This window comes from Paraeggerthella hominis, from assembly GCF_021044775.1.
Taxonomy (GTDB): Bacteria; Actinomycetota; Coriobacteriia; order Coriobacteriales; family Eggerthellaceae; genus Paraeggerthella; species Paraeggerthella hominis.
This window is the reverse complement of sequence record NZ_JAJNOQ010000007.1, coordinates 1-25,696: the sequence shown is the minus strand read 5'-3', so window position 1 is coordinate 25,696 and position 25,696 is coordinate 1. Positions and strand designations below refer to the sequence as shown.

21 protein-coding genes, 3 tRNA genes, 1 rRNA gene, 1 other RNA gene and 1 riboswitch are annotated in these 25,696 nt (G+C 61.7%); of the genes, 20 read left to right on the top strand and 6 right to left on the bottom strand.

The features are described 5' to 3' along the window. Window positions 1-108: 108 nt before the first annotated feature. The 5 genes from LQE90_RS08435 (at window position 109) to LQE90_RS08415 (ending at window position 5,048) form a co-directional block, all read left to right on the top strand. Complete coding sequence (locus LQE90_RS08435; RefSeq protein ID WP_114567216.1) at window positions 109-873, top strand: MerR family transcriptional regulator; 765 nt, start codon at window positions 109-111, stop codon at window positions 871-873. 150 nt (window positions 874-1,023) lie between these two features. Next, entirely contained in the window at window positions 1,024-2,037 is a 1,014-nt protein-coding gene (gene nirJ2, locus LQE90_RS08430; RefSeq protein WP_114567217.1) for a putative heme d1 biosynthesis radical SAM protein NirJ2, read from the top strand. Between the two features lie 56 nt (window positions 2,038-2,093). Then, entirely contained in the window at window positions 2,094-3,095 is a 1,002-nt protein-coding gene (locus LQE90_RS08425) for an ABC transporter substrate-binding protein (RefSeq protein WP_114567218.1), read from the top strand. Window positions 3,096-3,139: 44 nt separating this feature from the next. Next, window positions 3,140-4,117 (top strand): FecCD family ABC transporter permease, encoded by a 978-nt coding sequence (locus tag LQE90_RS08420; RefSeq protein ID WP_231088265.1) that lies wholly within the window; start codon window positions 3,140-3,142, stop codon window positions 4,115-4,117. 169 nt (window positions 4,118-4,286) lie between these two features. After that, on the top strand, window positions 4,287-5,048 hold the full coding sequence (locus LQE90_RS08415) for an ABC transporter ATP-binding protein (RefSeq protein ID WP_231088264.1): 762 nt from the start codon (window positions 4,287-4,289) through the stop codon (window positions 5,046-5,048). A gap of 341 nt (window positions 5,049-5,389) precedes the next feature. On the opposite strand, the gene rnpB is transcribed toward LQE90_RS08415, so the two are convergent. Next, window positions 5,390-5,751, bottom strand: an RNA gene (gene rnpB, locus LQE90_RS08410) — RNase P RNA component class A. Window positions 5,752-5,966: 215 nt separating this feature from the next. Here rnpB and LQE90_RS08405 point away from each other — a divergent pair. From LQE90_RS08405 to thiD, 14 genes are all read left to right on the top strand, one after another. Beyond that, window positions 5,967-6,611, top strand: coding sequence for a thiamine diphosphokinase (locus LQE90_RS08405; protein ID WP_216529434.1), 645 nt, complete (start codon window positions 5,967-5,969; stop codon window positions 6,609-6,611). Window positions 6,612-7,105: 494 nt separating this feature from the next. Continuing rightward, on the top strand, window positions 7,106-7,822 hold the full coding sequence (locus LQE90_RS08400) for a precorrin-2 dehydrogenase/sirohydrochlorin ferrochelatase family protein (RefSeq protein WP_216529433.1): 717 nt from the start codon (window positions 7,106-7,108) through the stop codon (window positions 7,820-7,822). Next, the gene (gene hemA, locus LQE90_RS08395; RefSeq protein WP_216529432.1) at window positions 7,819-9,240 is read left to right on the top strand and encodes a glutamyl-tRNA reductase; all 1,422 of its coding nucleotides are present in this window, start codon (window positions 7,819-7,821) and stop codon (window positions 9,238-9,240) included. The genes LQE90_RS08400 and hemA overlap by 4 nt, the downstream gene beginning before the upstream one ends. Then, on the top strand, window positions 9,228-10,211 hold the full coding sequence (gene hemC / locus LQE90_RS08390; RefSeq protein ID WP_216529431.1) for a hydroxymethylbilane synthase: 984 nt from the start codon (window positions 9,228-9,230) through the stop codon (window positions 10,209-10,211). Before hemA ends, hemC begins: the two co-directional genes overlap by 13 nt. Further along, window positions 10,208-11,788: a uroporphyrinogen-III C-methyltransferase gene (cobA, locus tag LQE90_RS08385; RefSeq protein ID WP_114567223.1), complete on the top strand. Its 1,581-nt coding sequence runs from the start codon at window positions 10,208-10,210 to the stop codon at window positions 11,786-11,788. Before hemC ends, cobA begins: the two co-directional genes overlap by 4 nt. Before the next feature lie 10 nt (window positions 11,789-11,798). Next, window positions 11,799-12,998: a 12,18-didecarboxysiroheme deacetylase gene (ahbC, locus tag LQE90_RS08380; protein WP_114567224.1), complete on the top strand. Its 1,200-nt coding sequence runs from the start codon at window positions 11,799-11,801 to the stop codon at window positions 12,996-12,998. A gap of 24 nt (window positions 12,999-13,022) precedes the next feature. After that, on the top strand, window positions 13,023-14,012 hold the full coding sequence (hemB, locus tag LQE90_RS08375) for a porphobilinogen synthase (protein ID WP_123192227.1): 990 nt from the start codon (window positions 13,023-13,025) through the stop codon (window positions 14,010-14,012). Beyond that, a complete protein-coding gene (gene ahbB, locus LQE90_RS08370) occupies window positions 14,005-15,105 on the top strand; it encodes a siroheme decarboxylase subunit beta (RefSeq protein ID WP_216529430.1) in 1,101 nt (366 codons plus the stop codon). Before hemB ends, ahbB begins: the two co-directional genes overlap by 8 nt. Then, on the top strand, window positions 15,102-16,424 hold the full coding sequence (gene hemL, locus LQE90_RS08365) for a glutamate-1-semialdehyde 2,1-aminomutase (RefSeq protein ID WP_114567227.1): 1,323 nt from the start codon (window positions 15,102-15,104) through the stop codon (window positions 16,422-16,424). Before ahbB ends, hemL begins: the two co-directional genes overlap by 4 nt. Window positions 16,425-16,470: 46 nt before the next feature. After that, window positions 16,471-16,546: transfer RNA gene (locus LQE90_RS08360), tRNA-Glu, on the top strand. Window positions 16,547-16,679: 133 nt separating this feature from the next. Further along, a riboswitch (TPP riboswitch) is annotated at window positions 16,680-16,806 on the top strand. Then, window positions 16,768-18,096: a phosphomethylpyrimidine synthase ThiC gene (gene thiC, locus LQE90_RS08355; RefSeq protein WP_216529429.1), complete on the top strand. Its 1,329-nt coding sequence runs from the start codon at window positions 16,768-16,770 to the stop codon at window positions 18,094-18,096. (Overlaps the previous riboswitch by 39 nt.) After that, window positions 18,096-18,932 carry a hydroxyethylthiazole kinase gene (gene thiM / locus LQE90_RS08350; RefSeq protein WP_216529428.1) on the top strand — a complete coding sequence of 279 codons (837 nt, stop codon included), beginning with the start codon at window positions 18,096-18,098 and terminating at the stop codon, window positions 18,930-18,932. Before thiC ends, thiM begins: the two co-directional genes overlap by 1 nt. Window positions 18,933-19,004: 72 nt before the next feature. Then, window positions 19,005-19,655, top strand: coding sequence for a thiamine phosphate synthase (thiE, locus tag LQE90_RS08345; protein WP_216529427.1), 651 nt, complete (start codon window positions 19,005-19,007; stop codon window positions 19,653-19,655). Between the two features lie 22 nt (window positions 19,656-19,677). Continuing rightward, the gene (gene thiD / locus LQE90_RS08340) at window positions 19,678-20,460 is read left to right on the top strand and encodes a bifunctional hydroxymethylpyrimidine kinase/phosphomethylpyrimidine kinase (protein ID WP_216529426.1); all 783 of its coding nucleotides are present in this window, start codon (window positions 19,678-19,680) and stop codon (window positions 20,458-20,460) included. Window positions 20,461-20,560: 100 nt separating this feature from the next. Here the strand turns inward: thiD and LQE90_RS08335 are convergent, their stop codons facing one another. The 5 genes from LQE90_RS08335 to LQE90_RS08315 form a co-directional block, all read right to left on the bottom strand. Beyond that, window positions 20,561-22,204, bottom strand: coding sequence for an amidohydrolase (locus LQE90_RS08335; protein ID WP_216529425.1), 1,644 nt, complete (start codon window positions 22,202-22,204; stop codon window positions 20,561-20,563). Between the two features lie 64 nt (window positions 22,205-22,268). After that, on the bottom strand, window positions 22,269-23,318 hold the full coding sequence (locus tag LQE90_RS08330; RefSeq protein ID WP_216529424.1) for an MBL fold metallo-hydrolase: 1,050 nt from the start codon (window positions 23,316-23,318) through the stop codon (window positions 22,269-22,271). Between the two features lie 143 nt (window positions 23,319-23,461). Continuing rightward, window positions 23,462-23,538, bottom strand: a tRNA-Glu gene (locus LQE90_RS08325). Window positions 23,539-23,569: 31 nt separating this feature from the next. Then, window positions 23,570-23,643, bottom strand: a tRNA-Gln gene (locus tag LQE90_RS08320). Between the two features lie 115 nt (window positions 23,644-23,758). After that, window positions 23,759-25,198, bottom strand: a complete 1,440-nt coding sequence (locus LQE90_RS08315; protein WP_216529423.1) for a CCA tRNA nucleotidyltransferase — start codon at window positions 25,196-25,198, stop codon at window positions 23,759-23,761. Between the two features lie 429 nt (window positions 25,199-25,627). Here LQE90_RS08315 and LQE90_RS08310 point away from each other — a divergent pair. Beyond that, a 16S ribosomal RNA gene (locus LQE90_RS08310) occupies window positions 25,628-25,696 on the top strand; the annotation flags it as partial.

Genomic DNA, 25,696 nt, shown 5'->3' with positions numbered 1-25,696 from the left:
TGACGATGACGCTACGTCATCGCCTATGCTCGGACACGTGAACGCGCGGGGGCGTGTTTGCCAGGACGAGTACGTGGCAGCCTAGCGAGCTGCCGCAAAGGAGCATCCATGACCGATCCGAACTACCTGACTGTAGGAGAGCTGGCGCGGCGCGTCGGGGTGACGGTGCGCACTATCCAGTACTACGATCAGCAAGGCTTGCTGTCGCCTTCTGCGAAGGGGCCTCAAAACCAGCGCCTGTACACCGACGCCAACGTGAAAGACCTGTATCGTATTCTGACCTTGAAGTACCTGGGCTTGTCGCTCACTCAGATCAAATCCGACGCAGCTCTTTACCAGCAGGCCGCCGCGGTGCAGGATCTTGCGGATGCGCAGATGGATGCTATCGAAGAGCAGTTCCTTTCCCTGTTCAAGCGCATGACCACGCTTCGTGCGCTGCATGATGAAGCGCAGAGCGCGCAAGACGTCGACTGGGCGCGCATGGCCGAGGCGGTCGAGCGCTGTCAGGACGAAAGCCGCTTTTTCTGGAGGCTCACCTGCATCCGCGACGACGCGCCGCCGCAGGAAGCCGAGGAGCGGATCGCTCGCGGCGAGTCCGTGTCGAAGTGGCACGAATTGATTGCCGACACCATTCGCCAGATGCCCGCGCGCGAGTCCTTGACCAGCCCGCGGAACCAGGATCTTGCGCGGCGGTACCTGGAGCTCGAGGATTCGCAGGACGCCGCCCATGCGGAAGCGAACTTCATCCTTATGGAGAACATGGCCCCGCATGCTCATGGAGACGGCTCGTTCGACGAGTTGCGCCAGGCCGTGTTCGACCACCTTGAGGCTGTGGTGGCCGCGTATCAAAACTATTCCGGGCCGGTCGAGTAGCCGTGCCGAGCGCGACGTTCAGGAGCGGAGACGTCTCTCCTCCATCTCCGACCCGTTCCTGAACGTCGCGGATTTTACCCGTGTTCCAAGCTGAAGGACGGCGTGCGCCGCCCCTGGCTTTGCATACCCTGGACTTGAAAGGAACCGCCCATGATCGTGTCGTGGATGACGACGAACAAGTGCAATCTCAAGTGCGTGCACTGTTACCAGGATGCCGAGGAGGCAACCGATCGGGAGCTTTCGACCGAGGAAGCCTTCGCCATGATCGAGCAGATCGCACGCGCCGGATTCAAGATCATGATCTTCTCGGGCGGCGAGCCGCTCATGCGCCCGGATATCTATCAGCTGGTGTCGCATGCGGCTTCGCTTGGCTTGCGGCCCGTGTTCGGCTCGAACGGCACGCTTATCACGCCCGAAGTGGCCCAGCGCCTCAAAGACGCGGGCGCTTGCGCCATGGGGATCAGCGTGGACAGTTTGGACGCTGCCAAACATGACAAGTTTCGCGGGCTGGAGCATGCCTACGATCTGACGATGGGCGGCATCGAGGCATGCAAGAGCGTAGGGTTGCCGTTTCAGCTGCACACGACCGTGGTCGACTGGAACCGTGACGAGGTGTGCGACATCACCGATTTCGCCGTGCAGGCAGGCGCCATCGCCCATTACGTGTTCTTCCTCATCCCCGTCGGGCGCGGGAAGTTCATTCAGGAGACCAGCTTGCACGTGCTTGAGAACGAGCGCCTGCTCAAAGACATCATGACGAAAGCCGCCGAAGTTCCCATCGACGTGAAGCCTACGTGCGCGCCGCAGTTCACGCGCGTGGCGAAGCAGCTTGGAGTGGACACGCGCTTCGAGCGCGGATGCCTGGCGGGGCTGACCTACTGCGTGATCGGCAGCGAGGGCATCGTGCGACCCTGCGCGTACATGACCGAGGAAGCCGGCGATGTGCGGCAGACGCCCTTCGACGAGATCTGGAGGACGAGCCCCGTGTTCGAGCAGCTGCGGACCCAGGCATATTCCGGCGCATGCGGCACCTGCGACTACGCGCAGGGCTGCGGCGGATGCCGGGCGCGTGCGGCGTACTATCACGACGGGGACATTCTGGCGCAAGACGACTATTGCGCGCACGGGCTTCAGCTGGATGATCCAATGTGCCAGCCGGCGTAGAGCTTGTTGGTTTTGTATAAGTATTTGACCAGGTCATTCGATGAAAGGACTGTTCTATGATCCAAGGCACATTTTCTCAGCGCGCGATGGCGTGCGCAGCTGCGGCGGTTTTGGCTGCATCGATGCTGCTTGCCGGATGCGCAAGCTCGGCTCCCGCCGAATCCGGCGAAACCGCTCCGGAACCTGCGGTAACCGCTGCGGGCAGCGTTACGTTCGTGGACGATACCGGCACCGAGGTGACCGTTGACAACCCGCAGCGCGTGGTGGCCTGCATGGGCAGTTTCGCAAGTGTTTGGGAGCTGGCGGGCGGTACCCTGGTGGGCGCTTCCGACGACGCGTTCACGCTTTCGAACTATGATTTGACGTCGGAGAACGTGCAGAAGGTCGGAGACTTCTCCAATCCCAACCTCGAGTCCATCATTGCGCTTGAACCTGATTTCGTCATCATGACGAGCGGCACCGGCGGGCGCGGTGGCAATTCGAGCCAAGCCGAGATCAAGGCGGCTATCGAGGCGTCGGGGATCCCGGTTGCATGCTTCCAGGTGACCACGTTCGACGACTACCTGCGCATGCTGCGCACCTGCTGCGACATAACGGGCCGCGACGATCTGTATCAGAAGAACGGCCAGGAAACCGCTGACAGGGTGGAGGCCGTCAAAGCGAAGGTGCCTGCGGACAAGTCTTCTACGGCCCTGGTCCTCACCACGTATTCGGGCGGGACGCGCGTGCAGTCGTCTTCGACCATGACCGGCGCCATGCTGGCCGATCTGGGCGTCAAGAACCTGGCCGACGAGAACCGCAGCCTGCTCAAGGATTTCAGCTTGGAATCGGTTATCGAGATGAACCCCGATTTCATCTTCGTGGTTCCCATGGGAAACGATAACGCTGCGGCTATGAAGGCGCTCGAGGACCAGACGGCGGCGAATCCCGCATGGGCAACGCTGTCCGCCGTCGAGAACGGCCGCTATATCACGCTTGATCCCCATCTGTTCCAGTACAAGCCCAACGAGCGATGGGATCAGAGCTACCAGGTGCTGTTCGACGCGCTGTATGCGTAAAGCGAGGTTTTGACGTGCGTTCTGCAGATCGGGGAGTACCGGCCTTGATTGTTTTGCTCGTGTCCGTTGCCGCCCTCGTGGCGGCAACGGTCGCTGCGTTTCTGGTAGGGTCGTCTTCGGTGAGCTTGCCCGAGCTTGTCGCCTGGGCGACGGGCGCAGATGTGAGCGCGGCCGCCAAAAGCATCTTGGTCAATGTGCGTTTGCCGCGCGTGCTCGCCGCGCTTTTGGCGGGTTCGGCGCTTGCCGTTTCCGGTGCCGTCATCCAGGCGGTGCTCGACAATCCGCTGGCAAGCCCCAACGTCATCGGCATCAACTCCGGCGCCGGCTTGTTCGTGCTGATTGCTGCGAGCGTGGCTCCGAGCATCCTGTGGCTCCCGCCGTTGGCAGCGTTTCTGGGAGCGCTTGTCACGGCGCTCATCATCTTCGGCATTTCGCTTGGCGCGAACGTGTCGCGCCTGACCGTGGTGTTGGCCGGCATCGCCATCACCACCGTGTTCGGCGCGGGCATGAACACGGTGCTCATCGTGAACCCCGATGCGTACGTGGGGTCGTCGGCGTTTTTGGTGGGCGGGTTGTCGGGAGTGCTCGTGAGCGATCTTTGGTGGCCTGCAGCGTATGTGGTGGCCGGGCTTGCTGCGGCGCTGTTCGCGGCGGGCAAGCTCAATATCATGGCGCTCGGCGACGACACGGCTCATGCTTTGGGGATGAATGTAGGGGCCTGTCGCTTGACGATGCTCGGCTTGGCCGCCGTGCTGGCGGGCGCGGCGGTCAGCTTCGCCGGCCTGCTGGGTTTCGTGGGGTTGATCATTCCTCATCTGGTGCGGTTCTTCGTCGGTCATGACAATCGCTGGGTCTTGCCGGTTTCGGCGGTGTCGGGCGCGGCATTCGTTGTGGCGTGCGACTTGCTGGCGCGGGTGATGTTCGCTCCTTACGAGGTGCCGGTGGGCATCCTCATGGCGTTTCTGGGCGGGCCCTTCTTCATCTACCTCATTTTGAAGAACAGGAGGGGTTCCCTTGATTGATGCGATCGATTCATCGGGTGCGTTTGGGCGGCGGGGGTCTGCTGCTCAAGCAGTCCTGCTCGCGCGAACAGCCCGCTGGGCTGTTCGGCTCGTGCGGAACTCGCCTCAGACCCCCGCCGCCCAAACGAAGGGGGCGGAATCGAAGGTCGCGGGGCCGTTTGGGGCGGCGGTGGATATTCGAGGGGTTTCGTTCTCTTATGGCAAGGAGCCGTTCATCGAGGGGTTGAGCGCTGCGTTTCCTCACGGTGCGGTGACCAGCGTGGTGGGGCCGAACGGGTGCGGCAAGTCGACTATGGTGAAGCTGATGGACGGCATAGTGCGGCCGAGTGCGGGCGAGGTGCTGATCGACGGCGTTCCCACCTTGGGATGCAAGCCCAAAGAGCGGGCAAGGCGCGTTGCCGTGCTTGCTCAGGCCGGGCGTCCCCCGGCTATGACCGTGGAGCAGCTGGCGGCATGCGGACGCTATCCGTACCAGGCGCATCAAGGCAGGCTTTCGCGCGAGGATCGCGACCATGTTGAGCATGCGCTTGAACTTGCCGGGGTCGCGCGCTTTCGCCATCATGACCTGCGGCGCTTGTCCGGCGGAGAGCGTCAGCGCGCGTTCATCGCCATGACGTTGGCGCAGGATACCGACACCGTCGTGCTCGACGAGCCCACCACGTACCTGGACATTCGCGCATGCCATGAGCTCATGGAGTTGGTACGACGCTTGAATCGGGAGCAGGGAAAGACCGTGGTCATGGTCATCCATGATCTTGACCTTGCGTTGCGCTATTCCGATCGGCTGCTGGTCATGGAGCGCGGGCGCGCGACGGCGGCCGGCACGGTGGACGAGGTTCTGGAAACGGGGGCTATCGAGCATGCCTTCGGAGTGCGGATACGGGAGCATGTCTCGCCCGAAGGGAGCGCGTATTCGCTGTTCCCCGCGTGATGCGACGTTCGTGCAGTTCCGCTGTCGCGCTTCCCCCGCGTCGGCGACGTTCGTGCCGCCTGCTGCCGCGCTTTTCCGTACCGGAGCCTTTCGTGCCGCCCGCTGTCAAAACGGACGAGTTTTGCGGCGATTTTTCGCCCTGGCGGCATCGCTCTGCTTGATGCGTTTTTCATTGTACCAGGTCACAAGCTTGTCGCCTTGTATTATCCTTGCTTGAACATCAGCAAAACTCATCCGTTTTGACAGCGGAGTCGAATCTGCGGTCAGGCTCGGGGCTCAGGGGTGAGGGATGCGGGGCGCGGGGTAGTGGGCGGCGGGGTAGGTGCCGCGAGGTGGAAAGAAGTGCGAGCGGGTCGGTAAGCCGGGTTCTGTCGTTGGACGACCATTTATCTCGAACGCCTGTCGCCAGGCGCCTCAAGCACGCAACCCGAACGTACGACGGGCAGCCGTATCGCGTTCCTATTTGCGCTTGCTCCAGATGGGGTTTTCCAAGCCGCGCCGTTGCCGACGCGCTGGTGCGCTCTTACCGCACCGTTTCAGCTTTTCTCCCGTTGCCGCGCGCCGAAGCGCGTGTTCGCGGGGGAGTTTTCTTTTCTGTGGCACTGTCCGTCGGGTCGCCCCGCCCAGCCGTTAGCTGGCATCTTGCCCTGTGGAGCCCGGACTTTCCTCACATCCGAAGATGCGCGATCGTCTGGCCCGCTCGCGAATGGTATTCTAGCAAATCGAAAGCGGCGCGCTTGCGTGAAACTCGAAGCCCCTCGAAAAACCGATGTTTCAAGGCGATGAAGGCCGCATTGCGTCTCCTCGGTTGGGCGAGGGTTTTGCGAGCGAAGCCAAGGACTCGTTGTGGAGCTCTGCGTTTGCGCGCTATGCTATGCTGACAGGTCGAACGACAACGATGCGAAAAGGACGGACGATATGGCGGCTTGCGCTTTGGTGGGGGCGATCGATTTCAACGCAGATGATTTTCTCGCACGGCGCGAATCGGGCGAGATCGAGTATGTGATCGCCGTCGACGGAGGCTTCGCGCATCTAGAGGGCATCGGCGTGGCTCCCGATATGGCCGTGGGCGACTTCGATTCGCTTGGATACGTGCCGAAGTGCAAGCGCGTATCCCGTTATCCCGTGCAAAAGGATCAGAGCGACATGGAGCTGGCCATCGAGAAAGCCCTGGCATGGCGCTACGACGAGCTGCTGGTGTACGGCGGATTGGGCGGGCGGCTCGACCATACCGTTGCGAACCTGCAGTTGTTCGCGCGCTTCTCGGAGCAGGGCGCCTATATCACGGCCATAGCCGATTCGTACGCGGTGCGCCTGCTGACCGGTCCGGACGTGTTCGAGTTGCCGCTCCTTGAATCCGGGACGGTGTCGGTGTTCGCCGCCAATGATCGGGCTGAGGGCGTCATCGAGCGCGGCATGGCCTACTCCCTTGACGACGAGCCGCTTTCGAACCGCACGTCGCGCGGCCTTTCCAACGAGTTGACGGGCGAACCGGCAACTGTGGCCGTCGAATCGGGCACGCTGTACGTGTTCTACCCGCTATCGGAGGCTGTTCGCAACTAGCGCCGTTCGCGCGGGGCGTCGGAGTAGTTGTTCAGGCGTCCTTTTGAAAGCGGCATTGCTTCGTCGCTGTTGTTTTCGCGTGGAACGTTCTAGGGAAGACTTCCGATCGTTTCGAACGTGCGCTCATCTTCTTCGCGCGTTATCTACAATGCTTGCGGACGTTTGTTCGATCCGCTTCTTTCGTTGTGCGGGAATGCGGTCGCAAAACGTGCGTCCCGCATGTAGCAAATCTCTTTCAAAAAGATGGTTGACGGCGACGTTGCGTCATGTCTTATGCTGCGCTTGCGGTCGATCGAGAATCGACTGAAGACGATGGCCCTTGTGCTTTAAGAAAGCGCAAGGCGAAAGACGAGAATCCGAGACAAGTTCAAACGAGGTTCGAAACGAACCGAAGAGTCGACGTGCGCGGCTTGGGCATTCGTGTGTCTTCATGTGCGAAAAGCAGGGCGGTTGTGCTGATCGCTGGGAAAGGAGACCAGTTATGAGGAGGTCGTATGGACAACTCAGTTGCGGTGTGTGCTCCGAAAAAGCCGCGTACGTGTACGCCGTATTATCCAGTGTTTCTTGACGTACGGGGACGTTTTACCGTTGTGGTAGGCGGTGGAAGTATCGCCGAGCGGAAAGTGGACGGGCTTTTGAAGGCGGGTGCACGCGTACGCGTTGTGTCTCCTGACGTTACGGCGGGCCTGGAAGTTCGGGTGAACGAGGGTTCGGTGACGCTTGAGCGACGTCTTTATGGCGAAGGTGATCTGAAAGGGGCGTTCCTCGTGTACGCCGCAACCGACGACGCGGCAATCAACGAAGCTGTTTATGCCGAAGCCGAGGCGCGCGGTGTTCTGGCCAACGTCGCGGACGATCCGCAGCACTGCAATTTTATCGTGCCGTCCGTTGCTCGACGCGGATCACTGCAGTTTGCCGTATCTACTGGCGGCGCTGCGCCAGTGCTGGCGAAGCGTTTGCGATGCGAGTTGGAAGAGCGTTATTCGGATGATTGGGCGGTATACACGGATTTACTGTCTGAAGTGCGAATGCTCGTTCGCGATCGTATCTCGGGGGGCGAAACCGAGCGCGCTGCCGTGCTCGAGGCGGCATGCGATCTGGGGTTGCTCGGTCGTCTTCGCGCCGGCGAGGTTCTTGATGCGGAATCGGTTTACATCGAAGCTCTCGATGCCGTCGACGAGTCGGGCTTTAAGGCTGGCGAATCGCGATGATGCTTTTGTCTGCCGGCGTGAGCCATGCAAGCGCTTCCGTAGAGCTGCGGGAAAAGCTGGTTGTACCTTCCGAAAAACTGAACGTTGCCCTTGAGTGCCTTGTTTCGAATGACGTGGTGTCGGAGGCGGTCGTTCTGTCCACGTGCAACCGCACCGAGGTGTATGCGACGGTTGTCACCGTGACTGATGGAATACGAGCTATCTTTGATTTCCTGCAGGGTCTTCCTGGCATGAAAGACGCCGATGCGGAAGCGCTTGCCCAGGCTCTTGTCGTGAAGCAGGGTCCGGGAGCGGTGGAGCATTTGTTTCGAGTTGCTTCGTCGCTTGATTCAATCGTGCTTGGCGAAGCTCAGATCATCGGCCAGGTAAGGCGCGCGTTTGCGGCCGCCGAAAGCGCTGGTGCGGTGGGCGAGGTGACGCGCCGGCTGTTTCGCAGCGCTCTCGAAGTTGGAAAGCGCGTGCGGGATCAGACGGCTATCGGTTGTCGTTCGGTGTCGATTTCCACGGCTGCGGTTCAACTTGCCGAACGAGAGCTGGGGACGTTGGACGGACGAAGAGCGCTTGTGGTGGGCGCCGGCGAAATGGGAATGCTTGCTCTCGGGTACCTCAAAGAGCGTGGAGTGGAAAACATTACGGTGGTTAATCGCACGTTCAAGCGTGCGAGAGAAGCTGCAGCTCGTGTGGGTGGCAAATCGGTGAAAATCGACCAGTTGGAGAAGGAGCTTGCCCGAGCCGATCTGGTGGTTGCTTGCGCTGGCGGCGAAGAGTTGCTGGTGACTCGTGCCATGATGTCTCGTTCGTTGAAGAAGCGGATCGATGGATCGCACCGTCTTGTGACGGTGGATGTGGGGATGCCTCGAGCGGTCGACCCCGAATGTGCGCGCATGGAAGGAATCGTTTGCTTTGATCTTGATGATATTGGCGCAGAAGCAGCCGGCAACGCTCGTATTCGCGCAGCGGAATCGGTGCGAGCGGAAGCTCTTGTAGCTGAACAGGTTGACGACTTCCTTTCTTGGATGCAAGAGCGAGTGGTGACTCCTACGGTGAAGCAGATGCATGGCAAGGCTCGTGACGTGTGCGAGCTGGAAGTTGCTCGCGCCGCTAAAGCGCTTGCCGCGCTTCGGGAGGGCGCGTTGTCTGACAGCGAGCGCGCGGTGCTTGATTTGCTTGCGAACGCTGTGGCGAAAAAACTGCTTCATGGACCCACGGCCCGCTTGCGCAAGCAAGCAAGCGATCCTGACGCTTACCGTTATACCGAAGCCGCACGCTATCTGTTCGGTCTTGACGCGTGCCCGCAGGGATTCTCATGCCGCAGCGACGATGGCCGCATGTGTCGACTGTCCTCCGGCTCTGCTTGCGCTCGTCGCGGTTGCGGTGCATGCCCTCATGACCGAAAGGATGCTTCATGCCTTGTTTGAAAATAGGCTCTCGTGGCAGCGAACTTGCTTTGTGGCAGGCCCATTACGTTGCCGACCGTTTGCGCCTTGTCCGTCCGGATATCCAGGTCGAGATCGAGGTCGTGAAGACCAAAGGAGATCGGGTTCTCGATGTGGCTTTGTCAAAAATAGGTGACAAAGGGCTGTTTACGAAAGAGCTCGAGCAAGCCTTGCTCGATGGTCGTGTAGACGTATGCGTTCACTCCATGAAAGACGTTCCCACGGTGCTGCCGGAAGGTCTTGTGCTTGCGGGGTGCTTGGAACGAGCGGATGCCCGCGATGCCCTCGTTGCCGTGCCGGGCGCGACGTTCGCTTCCTTGCCTTCCGGCGCGCGTGTGGGAACGGGTGCTCTTCGTCGTCTTGCTCAGCTGAGAGCGGTGCGCGACGATCTCGAGTACATGGAGGTTCGAGGGAACCTGGATACCCGGATAGCTAAAGTGCGCGATGGATCGCTTGACGCTATCGTTTTGGCCGCCGCTGGGATAAAGCGTATGGGTTGGGAGCGCGAAATCGTCGAAGCATTCCCTGTCGACGTTGTGGTTCCCGCCGTAGGGCAGGGGGCGATTGGGCTCGAGATACGCGCTGATGACGAAGCTGTAGCTCGCGTTTGCGCTCTTGTGTGCGATGCGGTCACCAACGTATGCGTGACGGCTGAACGCTGCGTCATGCGCGCTCTCGATGGAGGGTGCCAGGTACCCCTGGGAGCCTATGCCCGCTTCGAAGGCCCTGAACTGGTTCTCGACGCGTTTGCGGGGAGATTGGACGGTACTCTCGCATTGAGGAGTCGGCTGCGCACGAAGCTTTCGCAGCCTGGCTGCCTTGTCGAAACCGAGCAGGCTGTGCGTGAGGCTCGTGCGCTCGCCCTTGCAGCCGTGGAGGATCTTGAGTCTCTTGGAGCGCGCGCTGTTCTTGACGAGGCGCGTGTTGCAGGCGATGAAAGGCGGCTTGCATGACAACGCCAAAGCCGATCGGTCGCGTAGAGGTCTTTCTCGTGGGTGCAGGGCCGGGAGATCCTGGCTTAATGACGGTGGCGGGCGCCGCCGCGCTCAAACGCGCCGATGTCGTGGTGTACGACTATTTGGCAAATCCCCTGCTTCTGGCGCATGCGCCCGGCTCTTCCGAGTGCGTATACGTGGGGAAGAAGGGTTTTTCGAATCACGTAACCCAAAACGAGATCAACAGCTTGCTCGTTGACAAGGCTCGCCGGCTTGAAGCGCGCGGCGGCGGGGTGCTCGTCCGCCTCAAGGGCGGCGATCCGTTCGTGTTTGGTCGAGGCGGCGAAGAGGCCGCCGCGCTCCGCGATGCCGGCGTGGCTTGCTCGATCATTCCGGGCGTAACGAGCGGGATTGCTGCGCCGGCGTATGCAGGCGTGCCGGTTACGCATCGTGGCATGGCATCGTCGGTCGCGTTCATCGCGGGAAGCGAGGATCCGACAAAAGACGAGTCCTCCCTCGACTGGGAGGGCATCGCGCACGGCGCGGACACGTTGTGCTTTTACATGGGCGTCCGAAACTTGCCCCTCATCTCCCGCAAGCTTATGGAGGCTGGCCGGGATCCGGAAACGCCCGTTATGCTCGTACGTTGGGCGACGACGCCTGATCAAGAGGTGCTTTCGGGCACGTTGGCAACGATAGCCGAAAGCGCAGCTGCTGCCGGATTCAAGGCGCCCGCTATTATCGTGGTCGGGGCGGTGGTTGCCTTGCGTGAGCGCATCGCTTGGTACGAATCCGGGCCGTTGGCGGGCATGACCATTGCGGTCACGCGCGCACGTTCTCAGATAAGCGCGTTGGCGTTGCGGCTTCGCTCGCTTGGCGCCTGCGTCTTGGAGCTGCCCGCCATCGCCATAGCGCCGCTTCCCTCCTATGATGAGGTCGATGCGTGCATAGCAGACTTGAGGTCGTATCGTTTCGTGGTGTTCACGAGTGCGAATGGCGTGAAGGCGTTCTTCGAGCGGTTGTCGCATGCCGGTTTGGATTCTCGTGCGCTTGCGAGTGCGCGCGTTGCCGCTATCGGCCCGGCTACGGCTGAGGAATTGAAAGGATACGGCATTGCAGCCGACTTCGTGCCTTGTGAGTACCGAGCGGAAGCGGTTGCCGATCAGCTTATCGAAGCGGGTTTGGCCGATGGCGATCGAATACTTGTTGCTCGAGCGTTCGAAGCTCGGGAGATCCTGCCTAGCATGCTGCGTGCGCGCGGAGCTTCGGTCGACGTCGTTCCCGTGTATCGAACGGTGGCCCCATCGCGGGAATCAGTGGAGCCTTCGTTATCGCGCCTTCTTGCCGGAGATGTTGACGCCGTGACGTTCACTTCCTCGTCTACCGTGCGAAATTTTGCGAGCCTTGTGAACGACGTCTCTGCGGACTCCTCGTCGTTGCTCGAAGGATTGTCTTGCTACTCTATCGGGCCCATCACGTCGGCTGCCGCCTTCGATGAAGGCTTTTCTATCGCTGCCGAAGCCAAGGAGTATACGATCCCCGGCTTGGTGGAGGCTATTGTCGAGCATCGGGCTGCATGCTCCGAAGGAAAGTGAGGAAGCGTTTATGATTGGGATATCGAAATTGTATTGCGGGGCTGTGGAACCTGCTGACGTACTGCGTTACGGTCGTGATTCGCGCAGCCTGCCAAGCGAGCTTCTTCAGTTCTCGAGGGACAAGAAGCCCGTTGTCGTGTGGAACTGCACTCGAACGTGCAATCTTCGGTGCGTGCATTGCTATGCCGGATCCGAATGCAAGCTCTACGAAAACGAGATGGGTACAACCGAAGCTTTGCGCATGATCGACGATCTGGCTACGTTTGGCGCGCCGGTGCTTTTGTTCTCGGGGGGAGAGCCGTGCATGCGTCCCGATGTCGTGGAGTTGATGCAGTACGCGAAGAGTCGCGGTATGCGCGTGGTCCTGTCGACGAACGGCACCCTCATTACGCCTGACCTTGCGAAGCGTTTCGCCGAGGTCGGGCTGTCTTACGTTGGCGTATCCCTTGACGGTTCACGCGCGACGCATGATCGGTTCCGCGGTTTGCCCGGGAGTTTCGATCGGGCGATCGAGGGCATTCGAAACGCAAAGGCAGCCGGCATGAAGGTTGGCGTGCGGATGACGATCAGCAAGCGCAATTGGCGCGAGATAGGCGACGTGTTCGACATCATGGAAGCCGAAGGCATCAATCGCGCTTGCTTCTACCATTTGGTGTACACGGGGCGCGGCAGCGCGCTCATGGACGAGGACCTCGATCATGGGGAGACTCGCGCGGCGGTGCGCTTCATCATGGATCGCACGCGGGCATGGTTCGATCGCGGGGGATCGCCCGAGATTTTGACCGTGGACAACCATGCCGACGGCCCCTTCGTGTACCTTGAACTGCTGCGGGAAGACCCCGCCCGCGCTGAAGAGGTGCTGCAACTGCTCCAATGGAATCGCGGCAATTCGACAGGAGCAGGCATTGGCTGCATAAGCTGGGACGGCGAGGTGTACGCTGATCAATTCTGGCGCCATTTCCCGTTGGGGAACGTGCGCGAACGTTTGTTTTCGGAGATATGGACCGATACGAGCCGTGCAACCGAGCAAAGCGAGCTCATGTTCCGGCTCAAGGATAAGCGCCCCTTCGTGGAGGGCCGGTGCAAACGCTGTCGCTGGCTTGCTATCTGCAATGGAAACTTTCGGGTGCGCAGCGAAGCGGCAACGGGCAACTTATGGGGCCCTGATCCGGCTTGCTACTTAACCGACGAGGAAATCGGCGTCGCGTAGGCGCGTCGGAGAGGAGGCTACCGTATGAGATTTCCCGATTACCGTCCGCGTCGCATGCGTGCAAATCCCACGGTGCGCGCATTCGTGCGCGAGACCGTTTTGGACCCGAGCGACTTCATCTATCCGCTGTTCGTCAGGTCGGGCGCAGGCGTGCGCAACGAAGTTGCATCCATGCCGGGGGTGTTCCAGCTTTCGGTTGATCAGCTTGCGTCCGAGGTGGACGAGTTGCGACGTTGCCACGTGGGATCGCTTATCCTGTTCGGGTTGCCCGCATGCAAGGATGCGCGGGGAAGCGAGGCGTACGACGATCATGGAATCGTGCAGGAAGCTGTTCGCGCGATAAAGCGCCATGCGCCCGATTTTCATGTGATTACGGATGTGTGCTTGTGCGAATACACCGATCATGGGCACTGCGGCGTACTCGATGAACGGGGCGACGTGAAAAACGACGACACGCTTGCGCTTCTTGCTGCAGAAGCCGTGAGCCACGCGCGTGCCGGCGCCGACATGGTAGCGCCTTCGGACATGATGGACGGGCGCGTGGCTGCTATTCGCCGCGCGCTTGACGAAGCGGGATTCTCGCAGGTGCCCATCATGGCGTACTCGGCGAAATACGCGTCAGGTTACTACGGGCCGTTTCGCGATGCTGCCGATTCTGCGCCGGCGTTCGGGGATCGCTCGACCTACCAGATGGATCCCGCGAACAGTGACGAGGCGCTGCGCGAGGTGCAACTCGATATCGAGGAGGGAGCCGACTTGGTCATCGTGAAGCCGGCGCTTTCCTATCTTGATGTGGTGCGGCGAGTGAAGGATTCCTTTGCGTTCCCTGTGGTAGCTTACAACGTGTCTGGAGAGTACGCTATGGTGAAAGCGGCTGCGGCGCAAGGATGGATCGACGAACGTCGCGTGGTTCTGGAGACGCTGTTGTCCATGAAGCGCGCCGGTGCTGACGTTCTTATCACGTATCATGCCAAAGACGCTGCTCGTTGGATCGTCGAGGATTGCCATGCATGACGATAGCAGTCTCTTTTCGGTCGAACGTACGACGTGCGACAGCTTGGGGGCGGCGGTTTCCCGTACGGTTCTCACGCAGGTGCAGCACGCGCTTCCCCTGTGCGAGCGGCCTTACGCCTCTCTTGGGGAGGCGTGCGGCCTATCGGAAGGCGAGGCGTACTGCGTCGTGGAGTCGCTTCGATCGGAAGGGATCGTTCGCCGTATCGGTGCGAGTTTCGAATCTTCTCGTCTCGGATACGCATCGACGCTTGTCGCATTGGCGGTTGCTTCCGATGAGATCGAGCGCGTTGCTGCTTTGGTGGGCGAATATGCGGGCGTCACGCACAGCTACGAACGCGATAACCGGTACAACCTGTGGTTCACGTTTATCGCGCGCGGCGTGTTGGAGCGCGATGCCGAACTTAAGCGTATCGTAGCTGCAACAGGGTGCGACGACTGCCTCGTGCTTCCTGCGCGCCGGCTGTTCAAGATAAACGTTGCGTTCGATGTGGCCGAGACGTCGGTCGGCGGCGATCTTGCGCGCGCCGCTGCGAAGCCTGCGTCGGCCTACGCGCCTCTCGAGCCGTCCGGCATCGTTGCCGAAGAGCTCGATGCCGCCGACCGTGCGCTGGTTCGCGCCCTGCAGGGAGACCTCGCTGGCACGTTGCGTCCCTTTGCTCGAGCCGCACAAGTCGCGTCGGAATACGCGAACCGGACGCTTGGAGAGACGTGGGCGATCGACCGCACGCGGTCGTTACTCGAGACCGGAGTTGCCCGTCGTTTCGGCGCCATGGTTCGCCATCGGCGCATGGGCTTCGCCGGCAACGCGATGGGCGTGTGGGACGTGCCCGACGACAAGGTTCTTTCCGCTGGCGCAGTGTTGGCAGCTCCGTTGCTCGTGAGCCATTGCTACGAACGCCCTCGTTGCGTCACGTGGCCGTACAACCTGTATACGATGATTCACGGATACGACCGCGCAAGCTGCCAGCGCATGGCAAGCGAACTGCATTTCAACCTTGGCCAGGAAGGCATCAGCGTGCGTCCGCCGCGCTTGCTGTATTCCACGCGCGAGTTCAAAAAGACGTCAATGCGATACTTCGAGGAGGATCAATGAAAGTTGCCGCTCTTTCGCGCAACCGTTCGGCTGCGCTGTTCTCTGAGGCATGCAGGTGCATACCGGGGGGCGTGAATTCGCCTGTTCGCGCATTTGCGAACGTCGAGGGCGCTCCGGTGTTTTACGAACGTGCTTTCGGAAGCCGCGTTGTCGACGTGGACGGCAACGAGTACGTTGACTTCATCGGTTCATGGGGTCCCATGATCCTGGGGCATCGCCCCTTGGAGGTCCTTGACGCCGTGCGCTCCCAGCTTGAGCGGGGCCTGTCGTTCGGCGCACCCTGCGAAGCGGAAGTGCTCCTAGCCGAAAAGGTATGCGCGTTGGTCCCGTGCGCCGAAAGGGCGCGCATGGTGTCTTCAGGAACCGAAGCCACCATGAGCGCGGTGCGCCTTGCGCGCGGGTTCACGGGCAGGCCCCTCGTGATCAAGTTCGACGGGTGCTACCATGGCCACTCCGATGCGCTGCTGGCAAGCGCGGGCAGCGGCGTTGCCACGCTTGGCATACCTGGGACGCCGGGCGTTACCAAAGGTGCTGCACGCGATACGCTTGTCGTTGCGTACAACGATCTCGACGCTGTCGAGCGTGTTATGCATGCTCATGAAGGAAAGGTCGCCTGCGTTATCGTAGAGCCTATTGCGGGAAACATGGGCGTCGTGCCCCCTGCGGCCGGTTTTCTGGAAGGATTGCGCCGCTTATGCGATCTTTCAGGTTCGCTTTTGATTTTCGATGAAGTGATCAGCGGGTTTCGCGCAGCGCTCGGCGGCGCTCAGGAACGTTTCGGGGTTCTGCCGGATCTCTGCACGTTGGGGAAGATCATCGGCGGCGGGTTTCCCGTTGGCTGTTTTGCAGGGCGAGCCGATGTGATGGAGGCTCTTGCCCCCTGCGGCCCGGTGTACCAAGCTGGGACTCTTTCGGGGAATCCTGTTGCCATGGAAGCAGGGCTCGCCACCCTTGCGGTTCTCGAACGTCCAGGGGTCTATGAAGAGCTTGAGATCAAAGGGCTTCGTCTGGAGACCGGCCTCAAGCAGGCCATTGCCGAAGCGGGTGCGCCTTGTACCGTGAATCGATCGGGCTCTCTTGCCACGCTGTTCTTCTCGCCCGAGGTCGTTCGCGATTACGAAGTCGCTCGTGCATGCGACATCGCTGCTTTTTCGCGTTATTTCTCGAGAATGCTCGATCGCGGATTCCTTGTTGCCCCGAGCCAGTTCGAAGGATTGTTTCTTTCTCTTGCTCACTCCAATGAGGACATCGACGGGTTCGTTCATGCGGCAGCTGAAGTGCTTGCCGAACTGTACGGGGAGAACCGGTCGTCTTCCTGATCGTATTCAAGAGGCTTTTTTGGAACTAGGGTCTCGATGCCTACAAGCCCCCATCGTCTAGCGGCCAAGGACGCCGGCCACTCAAGCCGGAAACGGAGATTCGAATCCTCCTGGGGGCACCACGCATTCTCCCGGCATGTCCGGGTGCATTCTTTCGTGCTGCCATGCGCGCATAGCGCCGCTTCCGTGAAAAACCCGTCGTTCGCATCCGGTCCACCTTGTTCTTTCGCGATGACGGCTATACTGATCGCGTACCTTTTCATACCGGGGAGCTTGCAGCCGCATCGCGGCCGGGCAGGCTGAGAGGAAGCGCCGACGCACGCTTCGACCCGAGGAACCTGACATGGGTAATGCCAACGAAGGGAGCTTCATGACGCAGATCGATGCGGCACGTGCCGGAACCGTCACGCGCGAAATGGCGATCGTCGCCGAAAAAGAGGGGCTCGACCCCGAATTCATCCGGGAGGGCGTGGCTGCAGGCCGCATAGCCATTCCCGCGAACATCCATCACGCAAGCCTCTCGCCTGAAGGCGTAGGCGGCGGGCTTCGCACCAAAGTCAACGTCAACCTGGGCATTTCGGGTGACCTTGCCGACGAAGCCGAAGAGTGGAAAAAGGTCGAAGTGGCGTTCGAGCTGGGTGCCGAGGCCATCATGGATCTGTCGAACAGCGGCAAGACGCAAGGGTTCCGCACGCGCCTCATCGAGAAGTCGTCGGCCATGATCGGCACCGTGCCCATGTACGACGCCATCGGCTATCTGGAGAAAGCGCTCGTAGACATCACGGTGGACGACTTCCTGCGCGTGGTTCGCGCGCATGCGGAAGACGGCGTGGACTTCGTCACCATCCACGCCGGCATGAACCGACGCACCATCGAGTCGTTTCGCGAAACGGGGCGCCTTACCAACATCGTGAGCCGCGGCGGGTCGCTCATTTTCGCCTGGATGGAAGCTACGGGCAACGAGAACCCCTTCTACGAGTTCTACGACGACGTGCTGGCCATTTTGCATGAGCACGACGTAACCATCAGCATCGGCGATGCCATGCGTCCCGGCTCGACGTTCGATGCGACCGATGCGGGTCAGATCGCCGAGCTTATCGAGATCGGCAAGCTTACGAAGCGCGCGTGGGACGCCGGCGTGCAGGTGATGGTGGAGGGCCCCGGGCATATGGCGCTCGACGAGATAGCCGCGAACATGAAGCTGGAGAAGCGCCTGTGCCATAACGCGCCCTTTTACGTGCTGGGGCCCCTTGTTACGGATATCGCCCCAGGATACGACCATATCACGGCAGCGATCGGCGGCGCGGTCGCTGCCAGCTCGGGAGCCGATTTCCTCTGCTACGTGACACCCGCCGAGCATCTGCGCCTGCCCGACGTGAACGACGTGCGCGAAGGGCTGGTTGCCACGAAGATAGCCGCCCATGCCGCCGACATCGCCAAGGGCGTGCCGGGCGCGCGCGACCGCGACAACCTTATGAGCGACGCGCGTCGCCGCGTGGACTGGGAGGGCATGTTCGAGCAGGCTTTGGATCCGGTCAAGGCGCGCCGTTACTTCGAAAGCGCGCCGCCTTCGACGGACGGCACCTGCACGATGTGCGGTAAGATGTGCGCTATGCGCACGGTGAACACCATCATGGACGGCATAACCATCGATCTGGGAAAGGAGCTGTGATGCAGCCTTTCGCTTTGAAGAACGCACTCGACAATGTGCGGCAGACAACCCCGCTTGTTCACAGCATCACGAACTACGTGACGGTCAACGATTGCGCGAACGCGCTTCTGGCCATCGGCGCGAGCCCCATCATGAGCGACGAGCCTGCCGATGTCGAAGACATCACGGGCGTTTGCGGCGGGTTGGTGCTGAACATCGGGACGTTGAACGAGCGAAGCATCGCCGGCATGTTCGCGGCGGGAGAGCGCGCGAGCCAGCTGGGCCATCCCATCGTGCTCGATCCGGTGGGGGCGGGAGCGTCGGCCTTGCGTACGAAGACGGCGGGGGATTTGCTGGACAAGCTGGCCGTGTCGGTGATTCGCGGCAACATGTCCGAAGCGAAGGCGCTTGCCGGCGGCTCGGCCGCTACGCGCGGCGTGGACGTATGCCCCGACGACGCGGTGACCGAGGACAATCTGGAGGCGACTGCTGCGTTCGCGCGGGAATTCGCGGTGAAGACCGGCTGCGTAGTGGCGATTACCGGCGCTATCGATGTCGTGGCCGACGGCGAGCGCGCCTACGCGATCCGCAACGGCAGTTCGCTTATGGGCCGCGTTACGGGGGCGGGCTGCATGCTTTCGTGCGTGTGCGCGGCGTTCGCAACGGCGAATCCGGACGATATCTTGGATGCGACGGTGGCCGCCGTTTCCTCGATGGGCCTGGCGGGCCAGATAGCTCAGGGACGCATGGGCGGCTTCGACGGCAACGGGTCGTTCCGCACGTACCTGCTTGATGCGCTGTTCAATTTGGATGGAGACGCGCTGGAGGCAGGCGCCAAGGTGGCCAAGCTGTCCTAGCGGCGCTCGCGCGCAGTGCGATCGTCTGCTTCGGTGCACTGCGCGCAAGCTTGAGAAAAGAAAGGAGCACCGATGTATCCACGTGAGAAGCTGCGCCAGGCATTGGCCCTGTACGCGGTTACCGATGACGCATGGCTGGGGGAGCGCGCGCTTTCGGATTGCGTCGAGCAGGCCATCGCCGGCGGCGCGACGTTCGTGCAGCTGCGCGAAAAGGAGATGCCCCAGATAGCGATGGTGCTGCGCGCTCGCACGCTTGCACCTGCATGTCGCAAAGCCGGCGTGCCGTTCGTCATCAACGACGACGTGGAGGTGGCGCGCATCGTGGAGGCCGACGGCGTGCACGTAGGGCAGGGCGACGCCGCCGTATCCGATGCGCGTGCGAAGCTGGGCCCCGATGCCATCGTGGGCGTGTCCGTGCATACGGTCGAGCAGGCGTTGGAAGCGCAGGCTGCGGGCGCGGACTACCTGGGCGTGGGAGCGGTGTTCGGGACGTCTACCAAAGAGGATGCGATCATCACGGGCGTAGACGGCCTTGCCGCCATCTGCCAGGCCGTGGACATTCCGGTGGTCGCCATCGGCGGGTTGAACGAGCGGACCGTTTCCGAACTGGCGGGGACGGGGGCGGACGGGGCGGCTGTCGTGTCGGCTCTTTTCTCGGCGGGCGACATCGAGGTCGCTGCGCGCACCCTGCGCGCAAAGGTTCGAGAAGCGCTTGGCGTGTAGGCTTGGAAGAGAGGGATTCATCATGAAGGCGGTATTGAGCATAGCCGGGTCGGACTCCAGCGGCGGCGCGGGCATCCAGGCCGACATCAAAACCATCGCCGCTCACGGCCTGTTCGCCGAAACCGCCATCACGGCGCTCACGGCGCAGAACACCTTGGGCGTCACCGGTGTGGCGGGCGTCGAGCCTGATTTCGTTACAGCCCAAATCGACGCCGTGTTCGAGGACATCCGCCCGGATGCCGTTAAAATCGGCATGGTGTCTTCGGCTGCCATCATCGAAGCCATTGCGCGCGCCCTGGCGCGCCATGAAGCGCGCAACGTTGTTGTGGATCCCGTCATGGTAGCCACCAGCGGCGCGCGCCTGATCGACGACGACGCCGCGGCGGCTTTGGCCGAGCTTCTTTTCCCTTTGGCCGACGTGATCACGCCCAACATGCCCGAAGCTGCGGTGCTTTGCGGTTTCGCCGTGGAAGGGGAGCCCGACATGGAGCGCGCGGCTCGCTTGCTCGCCGAGCAGAGCGCTGCGGCGGTACTGGTGAAAGGCGGCCATCGAAGCGATTCGGCCGACGACGTGCTGGCTTTGCCCGACGGGTCGTTGACTTGGCTGCGTGCGCTGCGCGTGGATACCCGGAACACGCACGGTACGGGGTGCACGCTCTCGTCCGCGATTGCGTGCGGGCTGGCGCGCGGTCTGACCGTCGAGCAGGCTGTGCGGTCCGCGAAGGACTACGTGCGCGGAGCCTTGGGGGCGGGCTTGAACCTGGGGGAGGGCAGCGGTCCGCTCAATCACATGTGGGAGTACTGATCCTGTCGTTCGTTTCCCGAACAGCCGTTGATTCCCGAACGGCCGGCGGTTCGATTGCGGGGGCGCTGCCGTGTACGGGCGGCGCCCCCGCAATCGTGTGTTAGCGTTCGTACACGCAGTGACCGCCGACGAAGGTGGCCAGTACGCGCGTTTTCTGGATGTCGTCTTCTTCGCAGGTTAGTACGTTGCGATCGAGCACGGTTACATCGGCGAGCATGCCTGGTTCGATCGTGCCCAGCTCGCGTTCTCGTCCTGCCGCCGCCGCGCTGCCCTGCGCGTAGGCGCGCAAGGCTTCGGCCATGCTGATGCGCTCGGCGGGAAGCCACCCGCCGCAAGGTGCATGCGTTTCCGGGTCTTGCCTGGTCACGGCGGTGTAAAGGACGTTCATGGAGTTGACGTCAACCACGGGGGAGTCCGTTCCGAACGCCAAGGTTGCTCCCTCGTCCAGCATCGTGCGAAACGGCCACATGAGCGGTACGCGTTCTTGTCCCAGATCGCGTTCGGGGCCGCCGGGATCAAGCGTGATGTGGGGAGGCTGCACGGCGCCCACCACTTGCAGGTCGGCCAGGCGCTCGATGTCGCCCGGCAGGAAGTTCTCCAGATGCTCCAAGCAGTTGCGCCGCCCATCCGGAAGCGGGCCGTACGTCGCGCGCGCCTCTTCGAAGAAGTCGAGAGCCGCGTGAATGGCGGCATCGCCGATCGCGTGGATGCGCACGGGGTAGCCCTTGCTCGCCGCAGCCATGATGTAGGAGCGCATGAGGTCCGGCTCCACCGTGGGCCGTCCGCAGTCGCTCTCGAACTGGGCGTTCGTGTACGGCTCGGTCACCCAAGCAGTATGCTGGCTGGAAACGCCATCGAAGAACTGCTTGAACCCGGGGGCTTGCAGCATCGGCCCCGTGTACGTTGCGCGCATCGTCTCAAAGCGGCTCATGTCTTCAAGCAGCGTGGGGAACAGATGCACGCGCGCCGTAAGCTCGCCGCGTTCCAAGAGAGAGGCGTGCACGTCGTCGCGAATGAAGTCGAGGCCGGGGCTTGCCATAAGGGACATGTCGCATATGCTGGTCACGCCGTTTTCCGCCAAGCGGGCGAAGAACCCGCGGTAGGCGTCGGCCACCTCCTCGTCGGTGAACGACCCCATGATCTTGGGCATGAGCTCCATGGCCGCCGCTTCGCGCACGATGCCCGTCAGCTCGCCTTCGTCGTCGCGGTCGTACGATCCTCCCGCCGGCGGCACGCTCGTGCGGTCGAGGCCCAGCTCTGCGAGCGCGGCGGAGTTCAGCCACAGCGTATGGGCGTCTCCCGAATAGAGGGCGACCGGGCGGGAGGGGAACGCTTCGTCAAGCGACGCTTTCGAGGGCAGAACGGGCGGATCCCATCGGTACTCGCGCCATCCCTGCGCAAGAAGCCATCCCTTGGGGCGGCTCTTCGAGAACTCGACCATGCGCTGCACGCAATCGGCCTCGTTCTTTCCCAAAAACGTGGTAGCCAGCGGCGAGGCGTAGATGGCAGAGTGAAAGAAGTGCAGATGGGAGTCGTGAAAGCCGGGAACGACAAGGGCGTCTCCCATGGCTCGAACCGGCGGGAGCTCGCCGCCTTCGTTCTCCTTTCGAACGAAGGCGCGCACCTCGTCGTGCGACCCCACGGCCACGATGCGATCTTGGGCGATGGCGATAGCCCCAGGTTTGGCGGCATCGCTGATTCCGGTGAACACGTTTTCGCTTTCGATTACCAAATCGATGCGCACGATCGCGCTCCTTTCGAACGGCGGCTTTCGTGGGCCGCGGCTGTTTCTGCGATGCCGCTCGACTCTAAGGGAGTTCGAAGCGGTATTCGTCGCCGCAGATGGTTTGCTTGATCTTGCCCTCGCACACCAGGTACACCAGGTGCGCCATGGTTTCTCCCATCGAGAAGAACTTCTGATCGAGCGGCCATTCGCGCCAGTTGTCGTAACGCCATTTCGCATGCGAGGAAATCGATACGATGTCGGTGTGGCCGGCTGCCACCAGGTCGTACAGCTCTTGCAGTCGTTCTTCGTGATGCGAGATGAGGTACATCACGCGATCGCGCAGATTTCCGTACGGTGCGCCATGGGCGGGAAGAACCAGGTCGACGTCGTAGGAGTACATTTTGCCCAGGCTTTCCAGAAACTCTTCCAAGGCGTTGTAGGCCGGGAACCACGATGATACGGAAGGCGTGATGCGCTCCAGCACGTGGTCGCCGATGATCATGAGGTTGCGGTCGGGCTCGTACAGGCAGATATGCCACGGATCGTGCCCGGGCGTCTCGATGATCTGGAACGTGAAGTCGCCAGCGTGCAGCTCGTCTCCTTCGTGCAGGTAGATGAGGTCGGGCTTGCACGTCAGGGGGAGCAGTTCCGCAGATACGTGCAGGCGGTGCTTTCCCTTCCTGAACGTCAAGCCGCTTTGCTGCGGGGTTGCCGCTTTGCGCAGCAAGGGGCCGAACACGTTGCCCTGCATCTCCATGAGATTCTCCACTTCCTTGAACGAGTGGAGGTTGGCGTACACGCGCATGCCGTCGCGGTAGATGCGGTCGAGATTGCCCGTATGGTCGGGGTGCGAATGGGTGAGGACGATTTCGACGCTGTCCCATGACCGATCGAGCTGGTTCAAGGCATCGTCGAGCGCCTCTTCGCATGCGGGGTGGTTGAATCCCACGTCGATGATGGTGGTGGTTTCCTCTCCCAGGATGATGTAGGAGTTGAGCGCTTGCAACGGGTTGTGGGGAAGCGGCACGCGCACGCGGTAGAGCCCGGGGCAGATGAGAACCGGCTCGCCGAACGCGGGATCGGTTTCAACGGGGGTGCTGCTGTTTTTCGTGTCGGGGTCTTCAGTTTGCATAGCGGTCCTTTTCTCTTGGTTCGCGGCTATTGTACGCCACCGATCACCATGAGGAAACAGCCCGGTTTCTTTTCTGCCGGCTAACGGTACTATCCTGAGAAAAGAAAAAGATCGGAACCGAGAGGTTCCGATCTGCAATTTCTTGGTAGCTCCGACCGGATTCGAACCGGCGACCTCCGCCTTGAGAGGGCGGCGTCCTAAACCGCTAGACGACGGAGCCACATGGTGCGCTGTGCAGTATACCGTAAAAATGGCTGGGGTGGAAGGAGTCGAACCCTCACATACGGTACCAGAAACCGCTGTCCTGCCATTAGACGACACCCCATCGGGTTACCGATGCGCATCTCTTTCTTTTGGAGAGAGGTGCGAGCGCGAGAAAGTATATTACGGGGTCGAGCGCGCTGCGTCAAGCCTTTATTTCAACTTTTTTGAGAAAAGTTTCAAGGCATGGCATGCGGCGCGTCGGAGGCCTCGTTCTGCCGCTCGAGCCAGTTTGCGACGAAGGCTTCAAGCGACGGGCGGTCGTTGTCCAGGCATTCGTCGATCACGGCGTCGAGGGCCGCAGCCAGGACTTGCCCGACCAGTGGGCCTCGCGGTACGCCAAGGGCGAGCACGTCGTGCCCGTTTATCGCAAGCTTCTTGAGCGAGAACGCCTCGTCGGCCGCCAATACATCGTCAAGGACGGCTTCAAGCTGGTCGACCGTGCCCACGCGCTGCGCGCAGCGGGGGGCTTGTCCGAGCGCATCGCCGCGCTTGAGGTCGCAGAGCGCATGGAACAGCTCCGTGTCCCCGTCGAGCCGCGCGAGCGCGCGCTTCACGGCCTTGGGCGTGGGCTCGATGACGTCGTCATGGCGTTCTACGAGCTTCAAGACGCGCGTCGAGAACGCCGAGGGCAGCGCGAGCCTGCCCATGATGCCCCGCGCCAGCACGACGCTGACCGCGGCGTGGTCGTAGAAATGGCCGACGCCGTCAGCATCGGTGAAGAACAGCGCCGGTTTCCCCATGTCGTGAAACAGGGCGGCCCATCGTACAAGAGGGTATGCGGGCACGTTTTGCACCACGTGCGCCGTATGCTCGAGAACATCGTATATATGGTAGGGGGTATGCTGGTCGAATCCTTTCATCGCCACAATCTCGGGCAGCACGGCCGCCAGAACGTCGGCCGTTTCCACGAGGGCGCGTCCCGCATGCTCCCCAAGAAGCAGACGATCGATCTCGTGGGTGACGCGCTCGGCCGATATGCGGCAGAGCAGTCCTTTGTTGCTGAGCATTCCCTGAAAGGTGTCCTGGTCTATGTCAAATCCCAATTGCGAGGCGAAGCGGCAAGCGCGCAGGATGCGCAGCGCGTCTTCCGCGAAGCGACGCTGGGGGTCGCCGACCGCGCGTATCGTGGAGGATGCAAGGTCGTCCGCTCCGCCGTAGGGATCCAGCAACCCGCGCGCGGGGTGGTAGGCAAGGGCGTTCATAGTGAAATCCCGCCGAGCAAGGTCTTCCTCTATGGATCGAACGAACGTCACGCGGTTCGGGTGGCGCGCGTCGCTGTAAGCGCCGTCGGAGCGGTACGTCGTTATTTCGAGAGGACGATCGTCCACGATCACCGTGAGCGTTCCGTGGGCGACGCCCGTTTCATGCGTGCGGTGTCCCCGCTCCTCGAAGGCGCGTTGCGTTTCGCGCCATCCGGCGGACGTTGCGATGTCCACGTCGGCGCAGGGTCGTCCCAAGAGGGCGTCTCGTACGTACCCGCCGACGATCCATGATTCGTAGCCCGCGCGCTCAAGCGCGTCGAGCGCTTTTTCAGCGTAAGCGGGCACGGGAATGCGAAGCTCGTTTGCAGCCGATCGGCGCGCAAGCGGGGGATTCTGCGGTTCGCGGTTCAGCATGGCGTTTCCTGTCTGGGCAACGTGGTTCCTGTCGCGTCTATACTAATATATGCGATTGCTGTTGTGCGGGCGGCGTGGCTTGGCTTTTGCTCCGATGTTCGGAACGCTGCCATCCCGAACGGGCTAGGGGAACCTTGCGGCGCGCGCCGGCTCCGCCGAAAGCCGCGAGGCCGCCCCGGCGGAGGGTATCCAAACTTTTCGAAAAAAGTTCTTGACGCCGGGCGGGGGCACGGGTAGTATATCTCCTTGCGCTTCGGGCTTCGGCCCCAGGCGGAGAACCTTGAAAACCGGATACTGAGAAGCAGAACAAGCGAGAAAAAAGCCAAGTGAACGGATCCGCATGAGACGGACCCCGGCCGGCCGCGGACCCCTCGGGGCAGCGGGCGGCGGGAAACCAAGATCGAACGCGGCAGCGATGCCGCACTCTTTTAAACGGAGAGTTTGATCCTGGCTCAGGATGAACGCTGGCGGCGTGCCTAACACATGCAAGTCGAACGG

What these genes read in the sequence shown, in the direction of transcription:
- thiE (WP_216529427.1), top strand. Translation starts at nt 19,005, where the DNA reads ATGTATCCACGTGAGAAGCTGCGCCAGGCATTGGCCCTGTACGCGGTT.
- hemA (WP_216529432.1), top strand. Translation starts at nt 7,819, where the DNA reads ATGATGCTTTTGTCTGCCGGCGTGAGCCATGCAAGCGCTTCCGTAGAG.
- thiD (WP_216529426.1), top strand. Translation starts at nt 19,678, where the DNA reads ATGAAGGCGGTATTGAGCATAGCCGGGTCGGACTCCAGCGGCGGCGCG.
- hemB (WP_123192227.1), top strand. Translation starts at nt 13,023, where the DNA reads ATGAGATTTCCCGATTACCGTCCGCGTCGCATGCGTGCAAATCCCACG.
- nirJ2 (WP_114567217.1), top strand. Translation starts at nt 1,024, where the DNA reads ATGATCGTGTCGTGGATGACGACGAACAAGTGCAATCTCAAGTGCGTG.
- thiC (WP_216529429.1), top strand. Translation starts at nt 16,768, where the DNA reads ATGGGTAATGCCAACGAAGGGAGCTTCATGACGCAGATCGATGCGGCA.
- thiM (WP_216529428.1), top strand. Translation starts at nt 18,096, where the DNA reads ATGCAGCCTTTCGCTTTGAAGAACGCACTCGACAATGTGCGGCAGACA.
- hemL (WP_114567227.1), top strand. Translation starts at nt 15,102, where the DNA reads ATGAAAGTTGCCGCTCTTTCGCGCAACCGTTCGGCTGCGCTGTTCTCT.
- LQE90_RS08400 (WP_216529433.1), top strand. Translation starts at nt 7,106, where the DNA reads ATGGACAACTCAGTTGCGGTGTGTGCTCCGAAAAAGCCGCGTACGTGT.
- LQE90_RS08405 (WP_216529434.1), top strand. Translation starts at nt 5,967, where the DNA reads ATGGCGGCTTGCGCTTTGGTGGGGGCGATCGATTTCAACGCAGATGAT.
- ahbC (WP_114567224.1), top strand. Translation starts at nt 11,799, where the DNA reads ATGATTGGGATATCGAAATTGTATTGCGGGGCTGTGGAACCTGCTGAC.
- LQE90_RS08425 (WP_114567218.1), top strand. Translation starts at nt 2,094, where the DNA reads ATGATCCAAGGCACATTTTCTCAGCGCGCGATGGCGTGCGCAGCTGCG.
- LQE90_RS08435 (WP_114567216.1), top strand. Translation starts at nt 109, where the DNA reads ATGACCGATCCGAACTACCTGACTGTAGGAGAGCTGGCGCGGCGCGTC.
- cobA (WP_114567223.1), top strand. Translation starts at nt 10,208, where the DNA reads ATGACAACGCCAAAGCCGATCGGTCGCGTAGAGGTCTTTCTCGTGGGT.
- LQE90_RS08315 (WP_216529423.1), bottom strand. Translation starts at nt 25,198, where the DNA reads ATGCTGAACCGCGAACCGCAGAATCCCCCGCTTGCGCGCCGATCGGCT.
- hemC (WP_216529431.1), top strand. Translation starts at nt 9,228, where the DNA reads ATGCCTTGTTTGAAAATAGGCTCTCGTGGCAGCGAACTTGCTTTGTGG.
- LQE90_RS08330 (WP_216529424.1), bottom strand. Translation starts at nt 23,318, where the DNA reads ATGCAAACTGAAGACCCCGACACGAAAAACAGCAGCACCCCCGTTGAA.
- ahbB (WP_216529430.1), top strand. Translation starts at nt 14,005, where the DNA reads ATGCATGACGATAGCAGTCTCTTTTCGGTCGAACGTACGACGTGCGAC.